23 protein-coding genes are annotated in these 24,941 nt (G+C 43.4%); 14 read left to right on the top strand and 9 right to left on the bottom strand.

Features of this window, described 5'->3' with window-relative positions; all coding sequences use genetic code 11:
- Window positions 1-136 precede the first annotated feature (136 nt).
- The 4 genes from FSB76_RS03585 to FSB76_RS03570 all read right to left on the bottom strand — a co-directional run bounded on the left by FSB76_RS03585 (window position 137) and on the right by FSB76_RS03570 (window position 5,713).
- Window positions 137-1,357 carry a glycosyl hydrolase family 8 gene (locus tag FSB76_RS03585; RefSeq protein WP_147052227.1) on the bottom strand — a complete coding sequence of 407 codons (1,221 nt, stop codon included), beginning with the start codon at window positions 1,355-1,357 and terminating at the stop codon, window positions 137-139.
- A 91-nt stretch (window positions 1,358-1,448) separates the two neighbouring features.
- A complete protein-coding gene (locus FSB76_RS03580) occupies window positions 1,449-3,014 on the bottom strand; it encodes an ArnT family glycosyltransferase (RefSeq protein WP_147052226.1) in 1,566 nt (521 codons plus the stop codon).
- Window positions 3,015-3,193: 179 nt separating this feature from the next.
- The gene (gene murA / locus FSB76_RS03575; RefSeq protein WP_147052225.1) at window positions 3,194-4,501 is read right to left on the bottom strand and encodes a UDP-N-acetylglucosamine 1-carboxyvinyltransferase; all 1,308 of its coding nucleotides are present in this window, start codon (window positions 4,499-4,501) and stop codon (window positions 3,194-3,196) included.
- 462 nt (window positions 4,502-4,963) lie between these two features.
- Window positions 4,964-5,713 (bottom strand): DUF4290 domain-containing protein, encoded by a 750-nt coding sequence (locus FSB76_RS03570; RefSeq protein ID WP_147052224.1) that lies wholly within the window; start codon window positions 5,711-5,713, stop codon window positions 4,964-4,966.
- Between the two features lie 583 nt (window positions 5,714-6,296).
- On the opposite strand from FSB76_RS03570, the gene FSB76_RS03565 reads away from it, so the two are divergent.
- The 5 genes from FSB76_RS03565 to FSB76_RS03545 all read left to right on the top strand — a co-directional run bounded on the left by FSB76_RS03565 (window position 6,297) and on the right by FSB76_RS03545 (window position 10,443).
- A complete protein-coding gene (locus FSB76_RS03565; protein WP_394349420.1) occupies window positions 6,297-7,406 on the top strand; it encodes a mandelate racemase/muconate lactonizing enzyme family protein in 1,110 nt (369 codons plus the stop codon).
- 164 nt (window positions 7,407-7,570) lie between these two features.
- A complete protein-coding gene (locus FSB76_RS03560; protein ID WP_147052223.1) occupies window positions 7,571-8,050 on the top strand; it encodes a GNAT family N-acetyltransferase in 480 nt (159 codons plus the stop codon).
- A complete protein-coding gene (locus FSB76_RS03555; protein WP_225976405.1) occupies window positions 8,051-8,272 on the top strand; it encodes a hypothetical protein in 222 nt (73 codons plus the stop codon).
- A gap of 44 nt (window positions 8,273-8,316) precedes the next feature.
- The gene (locus FSB76_RS03550; RefSeq protein WP_147052222.1) at window positions 8,317-9,453 is read left to right on the top strand and encodes an acyltransferase family protein; all 1,137 of its coding nucleotides are present in this window, start codon (window positions 8,317-8,319) and stop codon (window positions 9,451-9,453) included.
- Window positions 9,454-9,990: 537 nt separating this feature from the next.
- Window positions 9,991-10,443: a hypothetical protein gene (locus FSB76_RS03545; RefSeq protein WP_147052221.1), complete on the top strand. Its 453-nt coding sequence runs from the start codon at window positions 9,991-9,993 to the stop codon at window positions 10,441-10,443.
- 126 nt (window positions 10,444-10,569) lie between these two features.
- Here the strand turns inward: FSB76_RS03545 and FSB76_RS03540 are convergent, their stop codons facing one another.
- Window positions 10,570-11,073, bottom strand: a complete 504-nt coding sequence (locus tag FSB76_RS03540) for an SMI1/KNR4 family protein (RefSeq protein ID WP_147052220.1) — start codon at window positions 11,071-11,073, stop codon at window positions 10,570-10,572.
- A 261-nt stretch (window positions 11,074-11,334) separates the two neighbouring features.
- On the opposite strand from FSB76_RS03540, the gene FSB76_RS03535 reads away from it, so the two are divergent.
- The 4 genes from FSB76_RS03535 to FSB76_RS03520 all read left to right on the top strand — a co-directional run bounded on the left by FSB76_RS03535 (window position 11,335) and on the right by FSB76_RS03520 (window position 16,983).
- Window positions 11,335-12,357 carry an LLM class flavin-dependent oxidoreductase gene (locus tag FSB76_RS03535; RefSeq protein WP_147060853.1) on the top strand — a complete coding sequence of 341 codons (1,023 nt, stop codon included), beginning with the start codon at window positions 11,335-11,337 and terminating at the stop codon, window positions 12,355-12,357.
- Window positions 12,358-12,946: 589 nt separating this feature from the next.
- A complete protein-coding gene (locus tag FSB76_RS03530) occupies window positions 12,947-14,689 on the top strand; it encodes a sensor histidine kinase (RefSeq protein ID WP_147052219.1) in 1,743 nt (580 codons plus the stop codon).
- Window positions 14,686-15,444 carry a LytR/AlgR family response regulator transcription factor gene (locus tag FSB76_RS03525; protein WP_147052218.1) on the top strand — a complete coding sequence of 253 codons (759 nt, stop codon included), beginning with the start codon at window positions 14,686-14,688 and terminating at the stop codon, window positions 15,442-15,444. Before FSB76_RS03530 ends, FSB76_RS03525 begins: the two co-directional genes overlap by 4 nt.
- A 12-nt stretch (window positions 15,445-15,456) precedes the next feature.
- On the top strand, window positions 15,457-16,983 hold the full coding sequence (locus tag FSB76_RS03520; protein WP_147052217.1) for a TlpA family protein disulfide reductase: 1,527 nt from the start codon (window positions 15,457-15,459) through the stop codon (window positions 16,981-16,983).
- A 1-nt stretch (window position 16,984) separates the two neighbouring features.
- Here the strand turns inward: FSB76_RS03520 and FSB76_RS32045 are convergent, their stop codons facing one another.
- The 3 genes from FSB76_RS32045 to FSB76_RS03510 are packed head-to-tail and all read right to left on the bottom strand — an operon-like array spanning window position 16,985 to window position 19,400.
- Window positions 16,985-17,143, bottom strand: a complete 159-nt coding sequence (locus FSB76_RS32045) for a hypothetical protein (RefSeq protein ID WP_158642831.1) — start codon at window positions 17,141-17,143, stop codon at window positions 16,985-16,987.
- Window positions 17,140-17,697: a DUF1543 domain-containing protein gene (locus FSB76_RS03515; RefSeq protein ID WP_147052216.1), complete on the bottom strand. Its 558-nt coding sequence runs from the start codon at window positions 17,695-17,697 to the stop codon at window positions 17,140-17,142. Before FSB76_RS03515 ends, FSB76_RS32045 begins: the two co-directional genes overlap by 4 nt.
- Window positions 17,694-19,400 (bottom strand): FAD/NAD(P)-binding protein, encoded by a 1,707-nt coding sequence (locus FSB76_RS03510; RefSeq protein WP_147052215.1) that lies wholly within the window; start codon window positions 19,398-19,400, stop codon window positions 17,694-17,696. The genes FSB76_RS03515 and FSB76_RS03510 overlap by 4 nt, the downstream gene beginning before the upstream one ends.
- Window positions 19,401-19,621: 221 nt before the next feature.
- Here FSB76_RS03510 and FSB76_RS03505 point away from each other — a divergent pair, with 221 nt between their 5' ends.
- The 5 genes from FSB76_RS03505 to FSB76_RS03485 are packed head-to-tail and all read left to right on the top strand — an operon-like array spanning window position 19,622 to window position 23,500.
- Window positions 19,622-20,485 (top strand): STAS domain-containing protein, encoded by an 864-nt coding sequence (locus FSB76_RS03505; protein ID WP_147052214.1) that lies wholly within the window; start codon window positions 19,622-19,624, stop codon window positions 20,483-20,485.
- Between the two features lie 12 nt (window positions 20,486-20,497).
- A complete protein-coding gene (locus FSB76_RS03500; protein WP_147052213.1) occupies window positions 20,498-20,908 on the top strand; it encodes an STAS domain-containing protein in 411 nt (136 codons plus the stop codon).
- The gene (locus tag FSB76_RS03495) at window positions 20,889-21,302 is read left to right on the top strand and encodes an anti-sigma regulatory factor (protein ID WP_147052212.1); all 414 of its coding nucleotides are present in this window, start codon (window positions 20,889-20,891) and stop codon (window positions 21,300-21,302) included. Before FSB76_RS03500 ends, FSB76_RS03495 begins: the two co-directional genes overlap by 20 nt.
- Complete coding sequence (locus FSB76_RS03490; RefSeq protein ID WP_147052211.1) at window positions 21,295-22,305, top strand: ATP-binding SpoIIE family protein phosphatase; 1,011 nt, start codon at window positions 21,295-21,297, stop codon at window positions 22,303-22,305. The genes FSB76_RS03495 and FSB76_RS03490 overlap by 8 nt, the downstream gene beginning before the upstream one ends.
- A 1-nt stretch (window position 22,306) precedes the next feature.
- Window positions 22,307-23,500, top strand: coding sequence for an ATP-binding protein (locus FSB76_RS03485; RefSeq protein WP_147052210.1), 1,194 nt, complete (start codon window positions 22,307-22,309; stop codon window positions 23,498-23,500).
- 131 nt (window positions 23,501-23,631) lie between these two features.
- On the opposite strand, the gene FSB76_RS03480 is transcribed toward FSB76_RS03485, so the two are convergent.
- Window positions 23,632-24,573 carry a manganese catalase family protein gene (locus FSB76_RS03480; protein ID WP_147052209.1) on the bottom strand — a complete coding sequence of 314 codons (942 nt, stop codon included), beginning with the start codon at window positions 24,571-24,573 and terminating at the stop codon, window positions 23,632-23,634.
- Between the last annotated feature and the right edge of the window lie 368 nt (window positions 24,574-24,941).

Genomic DNA, 24,941 nt, shown 5'->3' with positions numbered 1-24,941 from the left:
ACACATCAAACATCAGTTTAATGTTAACCATGATTAAATGTTAAATTATTGATTATTAGTTGATTGTATTGTATTTTTCTGAAATGTGTTAAGTTATGTTAACCCGGTTTAATTGCTTTTGCTCCGGAGTAAACAACTAAACCTTCCAATAATTGCCGCTGAGCATAATCATGTTTAACATTTTAATGCTATTGTCGTAATAATCGTAATCTTTTAGTTTAAAATGCAGCAGGTAATCCCAGGTGTGGTTGAGCCATTGCTGGTTTTTGTTATTTGTCATCGCAGCAACCGCAAATGGGGCAATAAAGCTCAACGCTTCAAAGTGACGGGTAGGCAGGTCGTTACCAGCTAATGTGTAGCCAGCAGATATATTATCAGGATTATCACTGCTTGTCAACCGGATCCAGCGGTTTATTTTGGTTGTTATCAATTTAGCCCTTTCATCGCCATATAACAAATAATCGGCGGTTATACGCCAGGGTACACGGCAGGCATTATAGTTATAACAGCCATCATACTTCGATTCCAGGTACATGGGCCTGGCAGGATGTGGTTTTTTGTGTACCTGCTGTATAAAATCGGGCACCAGACCTGCGTCCGGACTGTATTTTTGCTGCATGCGGGTAAAAAGGCGATAGGTATTGTCGGTTACCTTATCCCAGCGTACGTCGCCGGTAGCCGCTCTGAATGCTTTAAAGTGCGATGGCATAAAATCAGATGTACGGGTGTCGAAATAATCTTCGCTGTCGGCTTCAACATCATTGCCAAGCAAAATGGTAAACTGCTTCCGGTTAATTTCATACTTCATGATATCGGCTATCAGCAGTTTGGCTGCCTTTAAATAGTTAATGTTGCCACGGCTGCCCCATTGTTTATTGGCCAGTAATAGGGAATAGGCAATGTCCATATCGCCGTCTGTTGCCGAGGAGCGGTCGGTACTAAGGCCATTTTTGTTTTGCGCCCAGGCCATCAGGTATTGCCCCTTCCGCGCAGGATGCAGTTGATAATACCGGAACAAAGCATCGTAAACGATTTTTGCAGATCGATCGGCCCCGGCCATCAGGGCAACTATGATCATGCCGTAGCCCTGTCCTTCGGATACACATTGTTTATTGCCAGGTCGTTCAAACCAGATGTAGCTTTGGCTTTTATCAGCCGCCTGTTTTACATAGCGGTTTTTCCATTGCCAATAAAAGTTAAGTGTGCTGTTGTCAAGGCTTTTTTGGGTTAGGTGGTTGGGCAGGATAGCACCTCTTGTATAAATTGTATGCTGCGGGAAGGGTTTTGATGCAGTTTGCGCGCTTAAACCATTACAGGTAAGTAATATCAGCAGTAATGTTTTTCCCGTTTTTAGCATAGCTTGTAGTAAAGATACCTAATCAATGTTGGGTGTGCCAATGCCAGGTAAAAACCTTTAGCCTTTCACCCTTTACCTTTCGCCTAAATAGCTATTCCATCCTTTTCCTGATCAGTTCCTTCCGGTACCTTTCCTTCAGCGGGAACTTGATATCGGTAAGCAGGTAAATACCGGTGCCTTTTTCGCGGGCGAGGTAGTACTCCACTTCGCCCATTTTTTTGTAGGAACCTATCATGTTACCGGCCACAAACTGCCGAATGTTTTCGCCGCCGTTGTCATCCACATAAATCATGTATTTACAATTAAGCGTATCCGGCGCCCAAAGGGTGAAACTGCTGTTTAGGGATACTACATCGGGATAGTTATATTGTTTGCGGTAGTGGTGCAACGCGCCAGCTTCGCCATAATTATCGGCGTATACTATGGTTTGTTTTTGCTGTTCGGGAGTAAGACTATTGTAAGCGGTACCAACTTTTTGGGCCATTTCGTCCCATCCCAGCATATCGGCATAATCTTGCGTAGTGGCGTGCAGCTTTTGATCTTCCCAGGTCATGGCAAACCTGAACGGAGGCAGATTTTTGCCGGTAAACTTAAAAAAAGTCAGTGTTTGCTGCAACGGTAAAATGGGCAGCACCAAAGGCAGCAACAACATATTGGGGATGGTGAAGCAGGCAATAGTTAACGTACGCAAAGCATAACCGCTTGTTTTTAACCATCGTTCAAACCCAAAGCCGCCAGCGGCAAACAACATAGGATAAGCCCCAAACAGGTAGTAGTTTTTGCCATCCATTTCCAGTAAGAAAATGAATATCAGTACGTAAGCAATGGCCAGAAACTGAAAATTGCGTAGCTTAAACGAAAAGATTAAAAACACGAAACCCGTGAACCAAACAAACAAAGCAATGCCGTGAACGATGAGTTGCTGTTTGATAAAGTCGCCGGTAGTAATATAATCAAGTTGCTCTGCACGAAGCGCTTTCATGTGGGTTATCACCGGGAAATGGTGTGTTACCTGCCATATAAAGTTGGGCAGGAATATGAGCATAGCCAAAACCATAGCACCTAAAATATGCCGGTTAAATAATAACTTACGCTGCTTGCTGATGAGCACTCCTATGATAAGGGCCACCGTGAAAAACAACATGGTATACTTGGTAAGCATACCAAAACCAACAGTCATCCCCAGCCAGTATAAATACCTTACATCGGTTGTGTTGAGGTACTTAATAAACAGCCAAACGGTTAAAACCCACCAAAACTGATCAAATACAACAGGCTGAAAGAGGTAATCGCTTGCAGCAAATGCGGGCGAAAATATCAGGGCCAGGCAGGCCAGGGTAATGGCAAACCTGCGGCCTCCAAATTCAACTACAATACGGCCGGTAAACCAAATAATGAGCCCTGCAAATATGGTGGGGAAAATGCGTGCGGCAAAAACGGAATTGCCAAATAGCGTGATAGTTAGCTTAGCCAGCAGCGCTATAAATGGCGGTACTTCTTTATACCCCCAATCCAGATGATCGGCCAGTACAAGATGCAAAAACTCGTCGCGGTGAAAGCCGAAGTGCCCAATGGCGAACAGATTTAAAACGACCTTTATAAATACAAAAATCAATATGAAATAAACGTACGTCGACTTCCGGTTTCTGTAGGGCATGTTTTGGAGCTTAAGGCTGAAAGCAAAAAGCCGAAAGCTTTATGCTGCTGGAGGGTAAAGATAATTCTTTACCAGTAAAAAGCAAAAGGGGCAGAGGGAGGTAAAAGGAGAAAGGTTAAAGGAGAAAGGTTGGAAAACTCTTTGCAGCTACCTTTCACCCTTCGCCTTTTACCTTTAACCTAAATACGCGTTATATCAGCTCCTAAGGCTTTTAAACGGGTATCAATGTGCTGATAACCACGCTCAATTTGTTCAATATTGTAAATGGTTGATTTGCCCTGTGCCGATAGTGCGGCTATAAGCAAGGATACCCCGGCGCGAATATCAGGCGAGGTCATGCTGATGCCGCGTAGCTGAACCTGCTTATCCAGGCCGATAACCGTGGCGCGGTGTGGGTCGCAGAGGATGATCTGGGCGCCCATATCCAATAGCTTATCTACAAAGAACAAACGGCTCTCGAACATTTTCTGGTGGATTAAAACCGATCCTTTAGCCTGTATGGCCACCACCAATACAATGCTCAGCAGGTCGGGGGTAAAGCCGGGCCATGGGGCATCGGCAATGGTCATGATAGAGCCATCGATGAAGGTTTCAATTTCATAATGATCCTGTGCAGGAATGTAAATATCGTCGCCACGTAGTTCAAGTTTGATACCCAGGCGTTTAAATACATCCGGGATCATGCCTAACTCTTTGTAATGTACATCTTTGATAGTGATCTCAGATCCTGTCATCGCAGCCAGGCCGATAAATGAGCCAATCTCGATCATATCCGGCAGCAAGCGGTGGTCGGTGCCGCCTAATTTGGTAACACCCTCAATAGTAAGCAGGTTTGAGCCGATGCCGCTTATTTTTGCACCCATGCGGTTAAGCATTTTGCAAAGTTGCTGCAGGTATGGTTCGCAGGCGGCGTTGTAAATGGTGGTGGTGCCTTTGGCAAGCACGGCTGTCATCACAATGTTGGCGGTGCCGGTTACAGATGCCTCATCCAGCAGGATATATGTGCCTTGCAGGTTGGAAGCATCTACATTAAAAAAGCCATCTTCTGGGTTATAGTCAAAGCGGGCACCGAGTTTCTCAAACCCTAAAAAGTGCGTATCCAGCCTCCTGCGGCCTATTTTGTCGCCGCCGGGTTTGGGGATGGATGCCTTGCCGAAACGCGCCAGCAGCGGCCCTACAATCATGATTGAACCCCTTAAGCCGCCACCCTTGGTTTTAAAAGCTTCCGACTGGAAAAAATCCTGGTCGATATCTTTGGCTATAAATGTATAGGTTGATTCGTCGGTTTTTTCGGTGATAACGCCCATATCGCCCAGTAGCTCAATGAGTTTGTTAACATCCTTAATATCAGGTATGTTGCTAATGGTAACTTTCTCTTCAGTAAGAAGTACTGCCGAAATTACCTGTAATGCTTCGTTTTTGGCCCCTTGAGGGGTAATTTCACCTTTTAGCGGTTTCCCGCCGTTTATCACAAATGCGTTAGTCATGGGTGTTTATAATTGATAGGTCAAATGCTTCAAATGTTGTGAACACCCGAAGGTGTTAAATGTGTTTTTATATCCGGCAAAGATTATAATTTTTCCTGATTGTTTGTTCATTAGTTCACTGGTTCATTAGTTCATTGGTCTTGTGTGGTGGATTTGGGGGTTAAACTTTTTAAACAGGTCTTTTTGTGACTAAAAACGTAATAAATGCTCAAAAAACTGCTAATAACACACTATTAATCGGCAATTAATTTGTACAAATAGTACAAAAAACTGCAACTTTTTTTAATTTAAAAAGTCAGTAAAAGAAACAACCCCATTCTTTATTATAAAGAACAGGGTTGTAATATTTATCGTAATAAATAACCGGCGCATCAACCACCGATTGTAAAAATCATTATCCAAAAAATCCATCAGACAAGACCAATGAACTAATGAACCAGTGAACTAATAAACCAAGCAGAACTAATATTTTTTAGCACCCTGGTTACGGTTGCGGTTGTTTTGGTTATTGTTGCGCGGGCCGTTGTTATTTTGGTTATTGTTGGCACGGCCGCCACCGCCACCACGGTTGTTATTATTGTTGTTTTGCTGGTTGTTACGGCCGCGGTTGTTATTGTTGGTGCTTTGCTGGTTGTTGTTAGGCCTAAACTCAACGCGGTTAAGGTTAACGTTTTCATCCAGTTTTAAGGTTCCGCCAGATAGGGCGTACAAATCAGCAATAATACTTTCGTCGGTAACAGAATCTTTGTTCCATTGTACATAGGCCATTTTCATGAAATTGGCTATGGCCTGTACCATGTGGCGTTTGCGCTCTGGCTCGTCAATGGCTTTGGCCTTTTCAATCATCAGCTCAATGGTTTTGCCATAGTGCTTGTATTTAATGCGCTGGTGCGGGTAACGCAGTGGCTGCGGTTTCAGATGGATAGCCTCGGGCGTTGGTTTGGGGTAGGGGGCATCTACATCAATCTGGTAATCAGATATAATGTGCAGGTGATCCCAAAGTTTGTGTTTAAAATCGGCCACATCGCGCAGGTGCGGGTTTAAAAAGCCCATCAGGTCAATTACCACCTGTGCGTAGCGGTTACGTTCTTCTTTAGTAGGCAGCGCAACTATGTACTTAACCATGTTTTGTACGTTGCGGCCATATTCCGACAGGATTAATTTATTCCTGGTTGAATTATAGTCAAATATAGGCGTGTTTTCTTGTGCCATGCAATTAATAATGTTTTTAAGAAAGTTTTAAGTTAGCCATGCGTCTTTTCCCTGTGTAACAAGGGCCCAGGAGGCTAAAATTGAATTGTATTTGAATAGTAGTAACGCAAATATAACATTATAGTTATATAGTGCAAATAAAAAAAGAGTAGCCTCACCTAAATCCTCTCCAAAGGAGAGGACTTAAAAAAGTGTAATTTGCTGCGACGCATTACATCCCTGTCATGCTGAGTTGTAAAATTTAGCGAAATCTGAGGAGGGAATGACGTATATTGCGTGGCGGCGACGACTCACCCCAACGAGGCTGCGCCCGTTTGCCCTCTCTTCGACTGTGTCGCATAGAGGGGCAAAAAAGAAGAAATTGGAGTTACCCTCTTTGCGGCGTAAGCCGGAGAGAGGGTCGGCCAGCGCAGCGTAGCCGGGGTGAGTCGTAACCAGCGTTCAAGCCAATATTTATATAAAGTCCGGTACGTTATTGCTGGAAGCATCTGTTTATCACCAAGCATGGCCAATATGCAAAGTTTGTGATAAATACTTCGTTCCTCAGCATGACAGGGTGGGCAGAGAAAGAAATACCGTATCCATGCAACACAAAATATTCATTACCCATATCGACGTTTATCGTTTTAGCATCCCCATGGAGCCTTTTACCATTGCCACCGGCACTATGGACCATGCCCAAAATGTGTTTATCCGGGTGCATACCGATGCCGGGTTTTATGGGGTGGGCGAGTGTTCGGCCTTCCCGATGATCGTGGGCGAAACACAGGATACCTGCCTGGTAATGGCTAAGGATTTTGCCCGGCTGTGGATAGGGAAGGACGCGCTTGACATCTCCGCGCGTATGCAGCAACTGCACGCTGCTGCTGCCGGTAATACCACCATCAAAAGCGCCTTTGATATTGCCCTGCATGATATAGCCGCCAAAAACGCCGGCTTGCCCTTGTACCAGTTTTTGGGCGGGGAGAAACGCGTTGTAGAATCGGATATTACCATTGGCATTGATAGCCCGCCAACCATGGCCATGAAGGCTTTGTACTTTAAAGCCTCGGGGGCAAATATCCTGAAGGTGAAACTGGGTAAAAACGCTGCTGCCGACGTGGAACGGGTTAAACAGATCCGCGAAGCGGTTGGCCACGAAATGCGCATCCGTATTGATGCCAACCAGGGCTGGAGTTTTGACGATGCCGTTTTTGCCCTGCAGGCGATGGGCGAGTACAACGTTGAATTTTGCGAACAGCCCATGCGTACCTGGCACGATGACCGTCTGCCCGAACTCATGCAGCTATCCCCCGTAAAAATCATGGCCGACGAAAGCGTGTACAACCACCACGACGCCCGCAAGCAGATCAACAGCGGCAGCTGCCACTATATCAACATCAAAATGGCCAAATCGGGTGGACTGCTGGAGGCTAAAGCCATCCACGACGAAGCCGCATCAAAAGGCATTGCCTGTATGATGGGCGGGATGCTGGAAAGCCGGATAGCCCTGAGCGCCAAACTGCATTTTGTATATGCCAGCCCCAATATCAAATTTTATGATATGGACACCTGCATGCTGGGCCACCTGGTTGACCCATGTGTGGGTGGCGTTACCTACGACGGCTATAAATTAAATATAGACGACGCCATTGGCATTGGCGCCGATGCGGATGAAGGGTTTTTGAAGGGCTGTGGGCATTTTAGAGTGTAAAACAATCATTAATCCGAATACAGACGTTAAAGTAATATCGAATAATGAATTTTGAATATCGAACACCGAAGTTTTTGGGGTTCATTATTCGACATTGGACATTCGGTGTTCGATATTATATCTTTCTAAATTTCTTATACTTAACAAATATAAACATCCCACCCATGCTCATCCGCCCAGCCACCCTCAATGATATCCCAACCCTGCTGCAATTTGAGCAGGGCGTTATCACCGCCGAGCGCCCTTTCGATCCAACCCTGGTGCCCGGCGCCATCAAATACTACGACCTGGAAATGTTTATTACCTCGCCCGACGTGGAACTTTTAGTGGCCGAATTGGACGGCCAGCTTATTGGCAGCGGCTACGCCCGCATTAAACAAAGCGAAAAGGTATATTTTGATTTTGAACGCTTTGCTTACCTCGGCTTTATGTACGTTTTGCCGCAACACCGGGGCAAAGGCATCAATAAACTCATTATCGACCGATTAAAGGAATGGGCCAAAGCACAAGGCCTTACCGAATTGAGGTTACAGGTTTATGCCGGTAACGAAGGCGCGGTAAGGGCTTATGAAAAAGTGGGATTTGGGAAACATATGGTGGAGATGCGGATGGGGTTGGAGCGAGGGGATGACAACAAAGCATAAATGATGGACAGGAAAGAATTGGAAGTGCTTTTAGCTAATAAAAATATAAGGCGAGATGCTTATTCACTCAATGGCGGCTTGCCAAATGAAGCTTATTGTCTTGATGGAAAAAATGGTATCTGGAAAACTTATTACAGCGAGCGGGGATCGGCGGTATCTGTAAAAGAGTTCGATACGGAAAATGATGCCTGTGAGTATTTTTTAAACTGGATAATACACTGAACAAATTGCCTCGGCTAACTACAGATAAAGAATAAAAAGCTTTTATGATACCACAACGATATTACAAGCCGGAGTTGGACGTCCTTAGGCTTTGTGCCTTTCTATTTGTATTCTTCACCCACCGGATGGACCTTGCACCGATTGATCCGGCGCAATATTATTGGGGGTATCACATAAGTTTGACAGGGGTTTTTGGCGTACCGCTTTTCTTTTTCCTTAGCGCCTTTTTGATAACAGAATTGCTTTCCAAAGAACAAGAGTATTCGGGCAAAATTAACGTGAAATCTTTCTACACAAGAAGAATACTTCGTATTTGGCCATTGTACTTCACCTTCTTTTTTGGGATGGTGTTAGTCACGCACCTTTCAGATAAATTTGGGTACATTTCACCAGGTACGCAACTTGCATTCAGTTTGTTTTCCGGTAACTGGTATATTACTTTCAATGACTGGCTTCCGTCATATCCAATTAATCCGCTCTGGAGCATTTCTGTTGAAGAACAGCTTTATATTTTACTCCCATTGATGGTGTTTTTTACCGGTAAACGAGGGTTAAAGCTATTTTCATTTCTTGCACTTTTGGCAGCTTACGTAACTATTATATACTATGCACAAAATCCCACGAAAGGATTTAGCGGTGAGTGGACAAACAGTTTTGTGCAATTTCAATTTTTCGCGGCAGGTATCCTTTTATCCGTTTATTTAAAAGGCTGGCAGCCCCAATGGAACGTAGTTACCCGGGTTGCCATATTTATAGCAGGGCTGATATGTTGGCTACTGGCCTCAATAGCATGTGAAGTTCATGCCGATGCTCCACACCTTGCAACCGTTCCACAAGCAATAGCCGGCTGGATGTTGATACTTACCGGCGTTATGCTGTTCTTCTTTTCTTTTTATGGGAGCCAATCAAAAAACATGCCTGCCCCGTTAGTGTATCTGGGGCGAATATCTTATGGTATGTATGTGTTTCATATCACTATTTTTTGGTTGGTGTATCAAATATTTAAGGATGAACTGGCCGCATTTAGCACCATGATTGGTCTGTACGAATGGAAAAACGATGTTGGCTTCGTTATTGCTTTTCTGGTCACGGTTATTATATCGATCTTGTCTTATACTTTTTTCGAAAAGCCGTTTCTACGTTTAAAAACCAGATTTACGATCATTCCGTCAAGGGATTAGTGTCCAGACTACAGGATATTTAAAGCAATCATTTTCGCGAATAGAGTGCGTTATACTGTTCAGAAATCGAACAGCTGAACACTACGAACAGCACGGCGCCCTGTAGTCAGAGACTACAGGCATAGTGGTTCGAAGTCGGAGACTTCAAACAGCGGTTCGATTTTTTCTTTTATTCAATCTGTAGTTTTTACTATAGGTTGAATAAATGGTAAATCCAGTAGGAGGTACAGGGTCATTCAGTGACGCTGGGAACACTGGTTATTTCAAGGCAAAAGAAATAAATTCAGATAATAATACAACCTGATCACATGAATTTGGACATGGGTACGGGTTAGATCATCCTAATAAAACAGGAGACTCGCGAGGAGGACAGCCTGATATTATGGTTCCTCAGAATTCAACGTCGATACTAAATATCAGAAGGATCCAAAAGCTATACAGGAGTCACATAGTCACATCCTAATGGAACAATTGATCCGGCTAAACGGAAGGTTACAAAAATGAATATCGATGATTTACATTTAGAAAAATTGAACTATGATAAAAATGGTAAAGCAAAGTTGGGCAGTTTTAGCAATAGGTATCACGCTGCCCCATCAAATTAAAAATACAGCAATATTATTACTGACCTTGACGATATTTTCCTGTTCAAGCCGGCAAAAGTTAAATACTCAATCATTCATTAAAGGTTTTAGAGTGAATGATTGGAAGAAGGACAGTCTCTGTTGCGATGAAAGGCGCCCTGAGCTTGTTAAGGTATTGATTGAAAATCGGGTTAAATTGATTGGTTTAAAGAAGAATGACTTAATCAAATTTTTAGGTAGGGCTAATATTGTCGGCAGTAAAGGTAAATCTTATGCTTATTTCATAGAGAAGGGTACACAATGTCAAAATATCCACGATAAATATCGTACAGATATTCAGACTAAAATGCTAATAGTTGACTTAGAAAATGATGTCGTGACGGATGTGCATGTCATTGTTCCTTAGACTGACTCCCCCTGGACGGCTATGCCCGTAGTCTCCAGACTACAGGCAAATTTAAAGCATTTTGAATGTGACAGTATGTTATAACGTTTGAATTTATGACAGCTAAAGACTACGGACAGCGGGTTTTTAAGTATTCTTCATATGCTCCAAAACCGAAGCAAAGTAACTTTCTAAATTTAAATACGGCTCTTCGCCGGGGATCCAGTTTGCGAATTTCCAGTATTGCCATTTGCTATTAGCTCCCTTCGGCGGAATCAGAAAAAAATATTGTTCATCATTCAATCCACCAATTACTATGGCTTTGTTTAATTGCTCACCTACATTAATTAATATGCCCTTATTCCACACCTCCAATAAAAAGGCGTCTACATATTTCAGGTAATTGATTTTGTCTATTGTTTCAAATGTTGGCTCGGTAGCATTGCTTGGTGTAAAAAAAACATTCGTGATTGATAGAAAACTTTTATAATCGTTGGGTAATTCAATTCCTAACCTACTTTCTGCTGCAAGTATTGCTTCGTTAGAAGCAGCTGTTGTCCCTAACCAGTTTGATTTTATTTGTTCATCAGTAAATGTTGTTTTATGCAATTGAATTGCCAACTTCGAAATTTGCTGGAGGATAGTTTTCATAAAAAATTAGGAGCCATAAGATTTATCCCGATACCGAAAGATACAGAATCTTCCGAGGAAAGCTTAACATCACCTTTTTTAATCCTTTTCTTCTCGCATAAAATGTGTTTTAGCCAGTGGTTGGTTTTATCAGGCTGAATGCTCCTTAGCCACAACCAACACCATTATACCTACCCCACCAACCCAATCATTATTACCAATCCATGACCTCCGCCCACCACCCGTTTCCTTACATTTGTCCGTAAATAATCGAAATTAATGATGAAGAAAATTGGATTTTTATCATTCGGGCATTGGTCAAACCATCCGGCGTACCAGGCGCGTACCGCCAGCGATACCCTGCTGCAGTCTATTGATTTGGCTGTTGCCGCGGAAGAAATTGGGTTAGATGGCGCTTATTTTCGGGTTCATCATTTTGCGCGGCAGCTGGCATCGCCGTTTCCGCTGCTTTCGGCTATCGGGGCAAAAACCAGTAAGATAGAGATAGGCACGGGTGTTATAGATATGCGGTATGAAAACCCGATGTATATGGTAGAAGATGCCGGCGCTGCCGACCTGATTTCGGGCGGGCGCTTACAATTGGGTATCAGCCGCGGTTCGCCCGAGCAGGTGATTGAGGGCTGGCGTTATTTTGGTTATGAGCCTGCTGCCGGAGAAAACGATGCAGATATGGGACGAAAAAAGGCTTTAGATTTTTTGGATAAGTTAAAAGGAGAGGGGTTTGCCCAGCCTAACCCTTACCCAATGTTCCCGAACCCGCCGGGCTTATTACGCCTTGAGCCGCATTCGGAAGGTTTACGGGAACGCATCTGGTGGGGAGCCGCCTCAAATGCAACAGCCGTTTGGGCTGCCGAACAGGGCATGCACCTGCAAAGCTCGACCCTGAAATTTGACGAAAGTGGCAAGCCGTTCCATATCCAGCAGGCAGAACAGATAAGGCTATATAAAGAAGCCTGGAAAAAAGCCGGGCACCAGCGCGAAGCGAGGGTATCGGTAAGCCGCTCTATTTTTGCACTGGTAACCGAGCAGGACAGGCTTTACTTTGGCCAGCAGGGAAAAGGCGCCGATAGCTTTGGTTACATCGAAGCCGATAAAAGGGCGGTCTTCGGCAGAAGCTATGCAGCCGAACCTGACCAGCTCATCAAAGAACTGGCTCAGGACGAAGCGATACAGGAAGCGGATACACTGCTGCTTACCATACCGAACACGCTGGGCGTGGAGTACAATGTTCATGTGCTATCGGCCATTTTAGAGCATGTTGCCCCGGCATTGGGCTGGAGATAAAGCAAGTTATGAGTGTTGGGAAGAAAAAAGCGGGTAATGTGCGATTCCTTCCCTGGGGAAGCTACTGTGTACCCACATCTTTTTAGTTAAATAAAGTTGTCATTTCGAACGAGCCAGAGGTGGAATTGAGTGGGCGGGGCGAGGAGAAATCTTCGACGCTTTTCATTACAACGGCCTTTTCGAAGTGCAGGGTTTAGAAGATTTTTCGCTACGCTCAAGAGATAGTTTCTCCTCGTTCCTCGTTCGAAATGACAAAAGTGCTATTTTATAGTAGAATGAAAAGATGTGGGGACACGGAAGCTTGGGAAAGGGAAGTAGCGGGGTATTGCGCGTTTACGTAGCTTATTAATTCGTAGCGCGGCGAAACCCCTCCCTGCCTTTGCGCTCATTTTCAACCGCACCCCTCCCGTTGGGAGGGAATCTAAAAAATCTACCGGATATCATCGATAAATCCCCATCAAAGCCAAATAACCAGCAGTAAAACCGCCGTATACCACCCAATTCAAAATAACACCTGCCATATTCAAATCAGCGTATCTTAACCATGGTTTAAAAGCTTTACTTTGGTTTATAAAATCAAAAGGAGCTGATGCGCGGTATCGTCATATTTATATTTTTTGGTTTCCTGGGGCTTTGCTGCCAGGCGCAAAAACCGGTAATGTACCTGGATAGCATCAACCCTGTCATTAAATACGATAGTCATGGCGACTCTATCAGGAAATATTTTTCCGTGACATTTTTTAATTACCAAAGCTTTCACCCTAAAAATAAAAAGGTGGTGCTTACCGCATTTTACTCCAATAAACTGGCGGTAAACTATCGCCAGGCTATACAAAAAATTCCGCGGTTAAAGGAATACGGCAACTCCAGGTCGCAAGCTTATATCCAAATGGTAGATGGCTATGCAGGCAGATATGCCATCCCTGTTTTTGATTCGTCGGGAATAATTATAACCGTTAACGGCATCAACCCGCAAAACGTAAACCTATTTCAATTCAGGGTTATAGAGGATAAACAGAAAGTGGTGTTGCCATGGACAAAGCCAAAGTTGTTTTGCAAAGCCTACCTGATGACTCAAATTGCCGATGCCGGTAAGATAGACGAGTTATCTGCCTATTTAGGCCAATTTAAACAGGACTATGGCAAAGCACTTACCTTCCAGGTACGCCGGATTAATGCGCCCGACAGTATTGAATCTTCGATATCTGCTTATTGGGTAAAATGGCAGCCAAGGGTTGTAGGCGTTTTCACGTTTTCGCAGCTGCCCGATTTTTTGAGTCTTTTTAAAAAGCAATGGACAAGCCCGATGGAAGACCCCAATCAAAGCGACTGGAGTAAGGATACCGTTTTGTTAAAGTTGAAAAAAGACTTCCGGTACAACGAAAATAACCTGATTTTTTATTTAGATGATATTATTAAATCGAGAAGCATTATTGAATATAACCTGGTAAACGGCAGGGACAGCACCGGTTGGACGGTTAATGATTTTGATTTTAACTTGGTGTGGCTCAAAAACCTGTCGCCTGGGCATTACCAGTTAAAAATACGGTATAGCGTACAGCGCAATAATATTTGCAGCTATGCATTTACGGTAACAGCGGCCTGGTATCAAACGGTATGGGCAAAAGCTGCCTTAAGTTTGCTTGGTATATTGGCAGTAGGGTTTGTGCTGTTACTATGGCGATCGGGGAAGCAGGCAGCAAAGCTTAAAGAAGAAAGTACCCTAAAGCAATTGGTGCAAACCGAGCTCAGGTCTATCCGGTCGCAATTTAACCCGCATTTTGTGTTTAATGCCCTTAGTTCCATACAAGGGCTTATCACCAAAAACGATTCGCAGAACGCGTCGAAATATTTAATTGAGTTTAGCAATCTAATGCGCGATTCCCTAAAAGCCAGTGACCGGGAATTTGTAAACATTTTTACCGAAATAAAGATATTGGAGAACTACCTGGCACTGGAAAAACTGCGGTTTGGCTTTGATTATCAAATTAAAGTGAGCGAAGAAATAGATGCCGGCGCCCTTGAAATACCCGCCTTGTTTTTACAGCCCCTGGTAGAGAATGCGGTAAAGCACGGTATATCGGCCCTGCAGGAAAACGGGCAATTGATGGTATTGTTTGAGAAATTGGATAACGACATGGTAGTTAGCGTAAATGATAATGGCAAAGGCTTTAACCCTAATGATGACGCGAAGGGCTTTGGCCTGCAGTTAACTAATGAGCGCATAAAACTACTGAACCAGACATTGAACGGGCAGCATATAGAATTTTTGGTAAAAAGGACGGATAATGTAACCCAGGTTATTATCCATTTTAAAAATTGGTTAATATGATACGAGCGGTAATTATTGACGACGAAAAAAACAATATCGAAAATATTGTGCACCTGCTAAAAAAGCACGAACTGCCGGTAACCGTTGTGGGCACAGCCACCAATGCCGATGACGGCGTAAGTTTAATTACAGCAAGCCATCCCGATTTGTTGTTCTTAGACATCCAGATGCCGGATAAAAACGGCTTTGAAGTGCTTAAAGCTGTGCCGCACTACCAGTTTGAGGTGGTTTTTGTTACCGCGTTTGATAATTACGGCATACAGGCTGTCAAATTTTCGGCGATAGATTATTTGCTGAAGCCGATAGATCCGGAAGAGTTAAAAGCATCGGTAAGCAAGGTAGGGGCTAAGCTGATGCAAAAGAAGGCCAACCTGCAGCTTGAAAACTTAATGGAATTTATAAAGGATAAGGATGCCAAAAAGGAACACAAACTGGCCCTGTCTTCAACTAAAGAGATCAGGTTTGTGCACACCGGGGACATCATTCGTTGCGAATCATCAAACGCTTACACGCAGTTCTTTTTATCGGACGGAACAAATATCATGGTATCAAAACCAATTTTTGAATACGAGGAGTTATTAAGCAGCTACGATTTTATCCGGTGCCACCAATCGCACCTGGTGAATATAAAGTTTATCAAAAGCTTACTTAAGGAAGATTCGGGCTATTTGTTAATGGATGATAACACCCGCATCCCCATCTCCAGGAACAAAAAAGAGAACGTCATAAAACGCTTACACACTATAAAAAAATAAAAAAATCATATCATGAAAAATCTATTACTGGCAGCATTAATTTGCTGCAGCAGCTACTTAAGTGCCCAAAATTCGCCTCCGTTTGCCATCGAGGATAAAAAAATGGACACTTATCTCACCAACAGAAAACCCGCAACATTAACCGTACAAATAAAAAACCTGCCCGATAGTGTTAAAAAAGTAAATATTAAATATACCCTTGTACAACTTGGCGGCAGTATACAGGCTACTAAATATACAGAAACAGATTCAGCCGGCCAGGCAAACATAATTCTTGATGAGAATTTACCTTACCAGCAAATATGGTTAGATGCATGCAATTACCTGTATACAGGCATATATGTGGATAAAGGGCTTACGGTTACAATAAACGCGCAGAAAGTACCTAAAGACGGCGCTTATATGATAGGCGAGGGTGTTACCTATTCTGGTTACGACGGGGAATTGAACACCGTAATGAACAAAAAGGTGTTGTTTAAAAAGAAAGAAAGGGAGAGTTTGGTTAATGATGTTCGGGCCGTATGTAATTCAAGAAAAAAATATACGGCAGATGCCTTCGCTTTTAAAACCGATTCTGTTTTAAAGTTATTGAAAAATATAGACAGCGAATTTATAACCAGCTATCCTAAATATGGATGGGCTGTTAACAATGAAACCTTATCGGAGTTTTACGGGGAAATTTGCATAGCCTATTGGAATGACACTATGCCCGGCCAGCTTATTAAGCAGATAAACGCGCACCGGCCCATGTTTACAAGTAACGATGGTGTGATGTTTTACAAGTACCTGGGCGTTTATACTATGGCCAAAAAGCGCTTTAAAAAAGAATCGGCGCTTAACGGCACTTTGATGATGTATGATAGCTTATATACGCAGCAGCGATCAGATCTATTAAAGCTATTCCTTTTAGAGTCGGAGAAAGATAACTATGCCCGCAGTTACCCCATAATCACCAGCAGTATCAAAACAGCATGGTGCAAAAAAATCGCTGCAGACGAAATGATTAAGGTTGATGCTAACCAAAAGAGAATAGACAGTGTTTTAGCATTATCAACAAAGTTAGAAAAGGCGGATATCGGTACCCCCTTAATGCGGTTGCCTTTTGATGCCAGCTTATACCAGTTAGATACTTTAGCAAACATCGATAGCTTTATATTAAATTTAAAGGCAAAATTCCCCAACAAAGCGCTTATTATTGATTTTTGGGCAACCTGGTGTGCCCCCTGCATAGCCGACATGCCTTTCAGCAAAAGTGTGCACCAAAAAAATAAAGACCTGCCCATTGAGTATATCTATCTGTGTACCAACAGTAGTTCAAGTATCGACATATGGAAAAACAGGATAGGAGATATGCAACAGCCGGGTACCCATATTTACGTGAATGATAAAATTATATCCAGGCTAAAAACCGCGTTTAATGCAGAGGGGGGATTTCCAACTTATGTGGTTATTGATGTAAACGGTAAAGTAAACAAGTCAAAAATTACCAGGATGGCGGCTTTGGACAGGGAAAGTTTAAAAAAGACTGTGGGGCTTTAGCTTATCGCAGGCTTAAAGCTGTTTCATAACCAAGAGGAGCTACTCCTGCCATTTGGGCAACTGCTGTCAAATGGTTAATATAAGGCTCTGCCGTGCGTTTTATGAGCTGTCCCTGGTGCTTCTGTTTTACCCAGGTAAGTAATTTGTGTTCGCGGCTCATTTGATCTTATCAAGTTTAAAATAACCTAAATGGATCTCGTCTTCAGGTAAACCGGTGCCGTCGCCAAATAATATCCTGTATTGCGCTTTTATGGCGGGTGGTATCAGGTCATCAATTTGGTGTACGCTATCGACATCAACACCATATTTTTCGTCGATGTGCGCGGTAGCAATACCTTTTAACGAGTTTGTTTTAAAGAACAAACTTTTCTTCGCCGCCTGAACCGCTTTTAGCCGGTCGGGCTGAACGGTGAGTACGGTATAGTGTTGTTCTTCCAGTTTTCCGGAGGTATAACCGCCAAGGTTTAAAAAGAATAATTTATGGGTGGATGCCGGAATTGCATCATCGGCGCTGACGATGCTCACGGAATAATCATCTACCCTGGTTACCTCGCGCCAGCCGTCAATGTGCAGGCTGCCGCCGGCTTCGGGCCAAAAGGCTTTCACATCGGGTACCAGCGCTGCCAGGCTTTCGGCAATGCCAAAAAAATAATCATGCTGTTCAACTACCCTTCCGGGGGCTTCGGCTCCTAACAATAATAAATAAAGCTTCATGCCATTAACCGTTCAATAATGGTACCAGAAGCCTCCTCACTAAAATCCAACCCCGAATAATCCGGGTTATATCCGCCGATGTATGGCACCGCCATCATGTATATCCGCTCGTTATAAGCTCCGTAGGCATCTACCACCTGGAATCCATCATTGATGGCAATGCCGGCAACCGTAAGGTAATAATCGCCATTACTGTCCTGGGTTACAGGTTTACCTTCGTTTAAGGCTTTAAGCCCTTCTCCGGCGCTGCTGAATTTAAGTTTAGCGGGGCTCACGGTACGATTGTTCAACAAACTTTTAAAAGGGAAATCTTTAAACGCCAGGTGCGGCTGGCCTACGCAATCAACATAAGTGTTAAAGTGCACGGCTTGCTGAACGCCTGTTTCATCGGTATAGTGGTAAATAGCGCCCCCTTGCTCCTGAGGCTCTACTTTGCTGTCATCGCCAACGGGAATCAGTTCCAATACCCCGGCCTGGTGTAGCGCCAACAATTCTTCGCTTGAACTTTGGGGGATATAGGCTATCACGATTGATATAAGCGGGCTTAAGGAATTTTGAAGCCTCTGCATATCTTCGGCCGAAAGATGTTTAGCGGGATAATTTAGTGCAAAGCTTAGTACGCCCAGCATCTCTTTCCAGTAAACAGATTCTTTCCGTTTTATTGATTTTTCTGCTTCGGCATACTCGGCTTTTAACAGCTGGAACGGATCAAGGCGTTCGCGCAGTTCCATCATTGCGGCTACAAATTCTTCCAGCCGCATGTGTTTAATTTGTTGGTAAAACTCCGGCTGTTTTACTTGGATGGGCTGTTTGAAATCCCGCTCGAAGATATAATCTAAGGATAAAAAACCGTTATTGGCTTTAATGTGCGCCTTGATTTCATCTTTGCTTAGCAGGCTGTCATTTGCCAGGTGCGAGTCTTCGAGGTGAAAACGAACTGCGGGCAACATGCCATTGCGCGTGTGCAGCACCATTTTAAAACCAGCGCTTTGGTCCAATACTTTGTAATGCAATTTGCCGCTTTGGTCTTTATCAAAAATTCCGTTATGGCGGGCCAGCGTCCTGATTGCATCTACCGCGGTGAGTGATGAGCCCTTAATGGCTACGGCGTGGTTAAGCTGTAAGCCCAGCTTTGCAGGGGGGTAGGGCGAATCAAAATAATTGGGAACTTTGCCCTCATGTTTACGGGGCCAGTTATGCCCGGTACAAATAACAACATGGTCAAATTCAAATTGGTCCTGCTCATTTGCCTCTACCAAAATTGTACCTTTTTCGGGCTGGTCAATAATGTCGGTTACGTTGCTGTTATAATGAACGGCGTATTCAATACCAATTTCCTTAGCCCTTTTTTGAAGCAGATCAAACTGTGCGGTTAAATATTGGCCAAATAACAGGCGTGGCAGTACTTTGTATTCGTTAAAACGCCCGGCGTCCATGTGGTATTTATCCAGGGTATCTTTCGGAACGGTTTTAACCCAGTCATTTAATGAGGTGACCAACGGTGGAATTTCATTTCCGGATACGTTGGTGATGTGCTCGTCATTAGCGCCTTCGGCACTGTAGGGCATGCCCGCGCCTAATTTCTTTTTGCGCTCAAATATGGTTACATCAATATCTATATTGCCGGTTTCTACCAATCTTTTAAACATAAAAAGCCCGCTTGGGCCACCGCCAATAATGGCTATTCGTTTTTTATTTTTCAAGTTGATTTATCGCTTAAAAGATTTAAAAGAAGATTGTTTCACCAACATCAATCAGTGTTTAAATGTTTTTAAATTGTATCTGTAATTTTAATTTATTGCCATAGATAATAATTAAATATATTTCCTAATTTGAAAATGGTTCTTTACCTTTCCTCTTTAATTCAACTTTGCCAAGTTTGAATAGTATGGTTTAATTTAGTACTTAGCCTGTATCTTCATCCATGTCATTTAAAACCCATCAATTGCTACAAAAAAAGAAAAAAAACATCCTTGAACTCTGGATGAAAAACCAACTGGCTGATGAAGGCTTGCGGGAAGACCTGATCAGTAACGATGAACTGAGAAGCCAGTCTGAAGAGTTAGTTGACGCTTTAGTTAGTAATCTTTCGAACGAAAACTTTACCGACCTTAATTCTGATGAATGGAGTCCGGTTATCGAAATTTTGGGGGGCATTGCTATCACCCGCGCACGCCAGGGCTTTAGTCCGCGCGAAACGGGGAATTTTGTTTTCTCTTTAAAAGAAGCCTTGTTAGAGGTTTTACAGGAGGAGATAAATGATGACGCTAAGCTGCTGTTTTCCGAAAGCATGAAGGTGAACCGCTTGATGGACAGCCTGAGCGTTGTAACTTTTGAAACTTTTATAAAAGGCCGCGAAGAGGTAATTTTAAGGCAAACTGATGAAATTTCCGAAATCTCCACACCGGTTATCCGTGTTTGGGACGGTATTCTTGCCTTACCCATTATTGGTACCTTAGATAGTGCCCGTACGCAAATTGTAATGGAAAACCTATTGCAGGAAATTGTAGAGACAGGTTCAAGCATAGCCATTTTAGATATTTCGGGTGTGCCGGCGGTTGATTCGCTGGTTGCACAGCACCTGATAAAAACAGTGAGCGCTACCCGCTTAATGGGTGCCGAATGTATTATAAGCGGTATCCGCCCCGAGATTGCGCAAACTGTTGTGCACCTTGGTATAGATCTTTCTAATATTATCACCAAAGCTACACTTGCCAGTGCCTTATCTTATTCATTTAAGCTGATGAAGCTTGAAGTAAGAAAATCAAGCGTAGTATCTAAATTTTAATTTTGTTTTATAATGGATAAGATCCCTATTCTGCGGTTAGGCAAATTCTTGTTGGTTACCATACAGGTAGATTTATATGACCGGCTTGCCCTTAACCTGGAAGCCGACCTGGTGCAAATGGTAAATAAAACAAATGCCAAAGGGGTTTTGATAGATATATCGGCAGTTACCATAGTAGATTCATTTATGGGGCGTATTATTGGCAACATTGCAAGTATGTCAAAAATTCTGGATGCCGAAACCGTTGTTGTTGGCATGCAGCCTGCTGTGGCTATCACACTAATTGAATTAGGCCTGCCGCTAAAAGGCGTACATACCGCTTTGGATATGGAACGCGGCATGAACCTGCTAAAATCGATGATTGATATAGATGATGAAGATGTAGATCAAGATTCGAACGACGATGATATTATCACTGAGTAAGGATACCGTACAGGTTTTAAAAGAACAGGACGTTGTTTTTTTAAAAAACCGGGTAAAGGAGGTAGCTGTAAAAATAAAAATGGGTTTGGTTAACCAAACCCGCCTGCTTACCGCCGCAAGCGAACTGGTGCGTAATATGATGCGCTATGCTAATGGCGGGGTTTGCCAGATTGAGGTAGTATCAAGCGGACGGAATAACGGCATAAGGCTGGTGTTTTCTGATAAAGGCCCCGGTATACCTGATATTGCAGCAGCCATGCGCGATGGTTTTTCGACAGGGAAAAGCCTTGGCCTTGGTTTACCGGGTACTAAACGATTGGTTAACGAGTTTGATATTAAAAGCAAGGTTGGCGAAGGCACAACGGTAACTATAATAAAATGGGCCAATGGTTGATGCCACACATATTAGCTTCGCGGCAGATGACCGAAGTTACTTTTCGCTAATAAAAAAAGAGATCCACAGAATAGCTGCCGAAGCGGGTATTAACGCGGTAAGGATAAATGAACTGGATTTGATTGTTGCCGAAATGACGTCAAATCTTTTTAAGTACAGCGATGGCGGCGAGATTCTGGTAGGCGCTTTTCCCAACGGAGGATCGCCGTACGTGGAGCTCATCAGTATAGATAATGGCCCTGGTATGGCCAATCCCGCCCGGATGATGGTTGATGGCGTGTCTACCACCAACACTTTGGGCCATGGCTTAGGGAGTATGAAAAGACTTTCAGACACGTTTGAGCTTTACTCGCAGCCGGGCTGGGGAACAATAGTGCTTAGCCGCGTATACAACGACCCTGAAAAAATAAAAACAGCCGACGAAATTACCATACGGCCGATTGTTGTATCTAAACCAGGCGAAAAAACAAGCGGCGACGGGTTTGTGTTTAAAAAGAACGATAAGTATTTAAAAATAATGCTGGCAGATGGTTTGGGCCACGGCCCGGAGGCCAATAAAGCCATAAATGAAGCCGCCGCCGCATTTAAAATATTTCCGGATTACAGCCCTACCGAAACGCTGCGCTTTATACATAGTGCTATAAAAAAAACAAGGGGCGCGGTTATCAATGTAGTTGGGTTCAATTATGCAGATAGAAAATGGTCGTCCGCTGGTATAGGCAATATAGCGGCACGCCTGTTTGGGCCGGTGAATTTTAAAAATCATATGTCATACAACGGTATAGTGGGGCACAATATCCCAAACACTATGAACGACCAGCAATACCTGGCCGAGGAATTTAACCAGGTGATGCTTTGTTCTGACGGAATAAAAACCCGGATTGACATGAATAAATATCCACAGATATTTAGATATGACCTATCGGTTTTAGCGGCAGCTATTTATAAGGATCATGCACGAAAGAACGACGACATGTCGGTTATAATAGCAAAAATAAAATAGGATGACTGAAGTGGTGATCATATCGCTGGAAAACGAGATGGACCTGGTGTTGGCCCACAAGCGATCAATGAGGGTGGCCGAAAAGCTGGGGTTAACAGTTGCTACACAAACCACTTTTGCCACCGCGGTATCAGAGGTAGCCCGAACAGTTATTGAGTACACAGATAACGGCAGCCTTACCATTGGCGTGGAGCAGAACAAAACCCGTTATGCCCTGAAAGCAAAAGTTGTTTTTAACAGCGAAGCGCAGCTTACCAGCAATAACGAAGGATTTTATTACGCGCAAAAACTGGTACCCGAGTTTGATATTGATGCCAAAAACGGCGTTTACACCATTGATATGAAGCTTGGCCTGCCACGTTCTTTAAAACTCGATGCGTTGAAGATAAGCCAGCTGAAAAAGTTTTTTCACGATGAACAACCTTTGAACCCATATGAGGAAATTAAAAGGCGAAACCTTGATTTGCATAAATTAACAGGCGAACAGGAAGAAGAGATCAGGCGCTCAAGGTTGGTTGACGAAAAGAAAACAGAATTTATATCCATTGCCAGCCACGAGCTTAAAACACCATTAACGGTGCTTAAGGCTTATACCCAAATGGCCAAAGCTGTTAAAGAGCCGGTATCTGATCGTTTGCAGGGCTTGTTATACAAAATAGATTTGCAAGCCACTAAACTTAACTCGCTGGTGCAGCAGTTGCTTGACATTTCGCGTATCGAAAACGGTAACCTGCAATATAACATGCAGCAAATGAAGTTAAATGATTTTATAACCGACCAATTGTCTGTTATGCAAAACATTATGCCCGGCCATATCATTAACTCAACTTTGGGCCAGGATGTTGATGTAATAATAGATGCGCTAAGGATGGAACAGGTTTTTTCGAACTTATTAAGCAACGCTGCCAAATATTCGCACAATAATACCACCGTCGAGATTAGCTCAGGTGTTAATTCCGACGGGCTTATAACGATATCTGTTAAAGATCATGGGATAGGTATGTCGCCTTTGACGATGAAATCAATATTTGATAAGTTTTATCGCGCCGAAGATGTAACCAAAACCCATGCAGGTTTAGGGATGGGGCTATATATTACGTCTAAAATAATTACAGATCATGGCGGCAAAATTTGGGTGGAGAGTAGTGAAGAGCAAGGCTCTATCTTCCATTTTACGTTACCTGTATGTTCATGATAGCTGTATAAATCGGGTTAGGCATTCTTAACGTTGGTTACCACATGTTATTTAAGCCCGTAACTCATAAATACCTTGCCTGGTGTTAATAATAAAGCAGGCCGATACCCAGCCTGCTTTATTAAAATATACTAATCCCGAGGGTCTGCATAGGTGCTCCATTGGGCTACGCCCGCCGGCTCGGCCTTTTTTTCCTCACCGCTTTTCAGGGCGCTCATCTCTTTATTTAGTTTTTCGGTTGCCTGTAATTCTTTTTTCATCGGATTGGGCAATTCGGTGTTTCCTTTTGTGTCCCTTGCCTGGGTAATAGGGTCGGCTACGTAGGCAAAATCTTTGCCTAAGCCAGGCATTTCGCCTTCATTCCAGGGGCCGCGAACCGTACCTGCCGATAGGTTATAGGTATTTTGTAAAAAACGCGGATCGGCTGCCAAAACGCCCGGAGGGAAATTGTCTGGAATGCTGTTTAAAGCCGCCTCAAACATTTTGTAATGGGTAACTTCCCTGGTCATTAAAAATGACAGCGTTTCGTGAATGTAAGGGTCGTCGGTAAATTTCATGAGGTGCTCATACACCAATTTAGCCCGCGATTCTGATGCTAAATTAGTTCGCAGGTCAACCGTCAGGTCGCCGTTGGAGTTTACGTATGATGCGCACCACGGTATGCCCTGGCTGTTACGCGGTGTAACACCACCACCCGTAATTATAACAAATTGGGGGTTAGCGGTAAGTGCCTGGTGTATGATGTTCTCTTTTGCTGCTTTACCATCCATTACCTGCATAATCTCCGAGCTGTCTGCAGCGTTTTTTAAATCGCCGTTTACGCCTTTTAATAGCATCTGGATAGTAGCGCCAACAATTTCCAGGTGGCTAAACTCCTCTGTGGCAATATCCATCAGCATATCGTATTTATCCGGATGCGCAGCCTTGGCGCCAAATGCCTGGGTAAAATACTGCATGGCTGCGGCCAGTTCGCCGTTTTCGCCTCCAAATTGCTCCAATAGCAGGTTGGCAAAGCGTGGGTCAGGGCGCGATACCCTGGCATTAAACTGTAGGTCTTTAACGTGATGAAACATAGTGTGTTGATTTAAAAGATGTGTGGTTTTTTACAAAATGTAATGGAATAACGCACTATCTTACACTATTGTTCTAATTAAATAAATTAAATTATAATTTATTTATGGGTTGATTTATTTCCGAATAGGCGAAACAATTTTGGCATAAAATGATTGTACTGCCGTATAAAACGGAACCCGGTGTAAGCGCTGTTTAAAAGCTGTAAGTAAGGGCGGCACTGAAATATGAGGAATAAGTCAACTAAAACCCAAACGTGGCATGGTTGAAGGCAGGGATGGAACAGTAAGATATTTATCAGAGCCCGGCGACTTGATAAAAGCATGTAAAACCCACGCTACGCAGAAGTTGAACCATGGGCAAAAAAAAT

The sequence above is a fragment of the Mucilaginibacter ginsenosidivorax genome (assembly GCF_007971525.1).
Classification (GTDB): domain Bacteria; phylum Bacteroidota; class Bacteroidia; order Sphingobacteriales; family Sphingobacteriaceae; genus Mucilaginibacter; species Mucilaginibacter ginsenosidivorax.
This window is presented reverse-complemented; position numbering and strand designations above follow the sequence as displayed.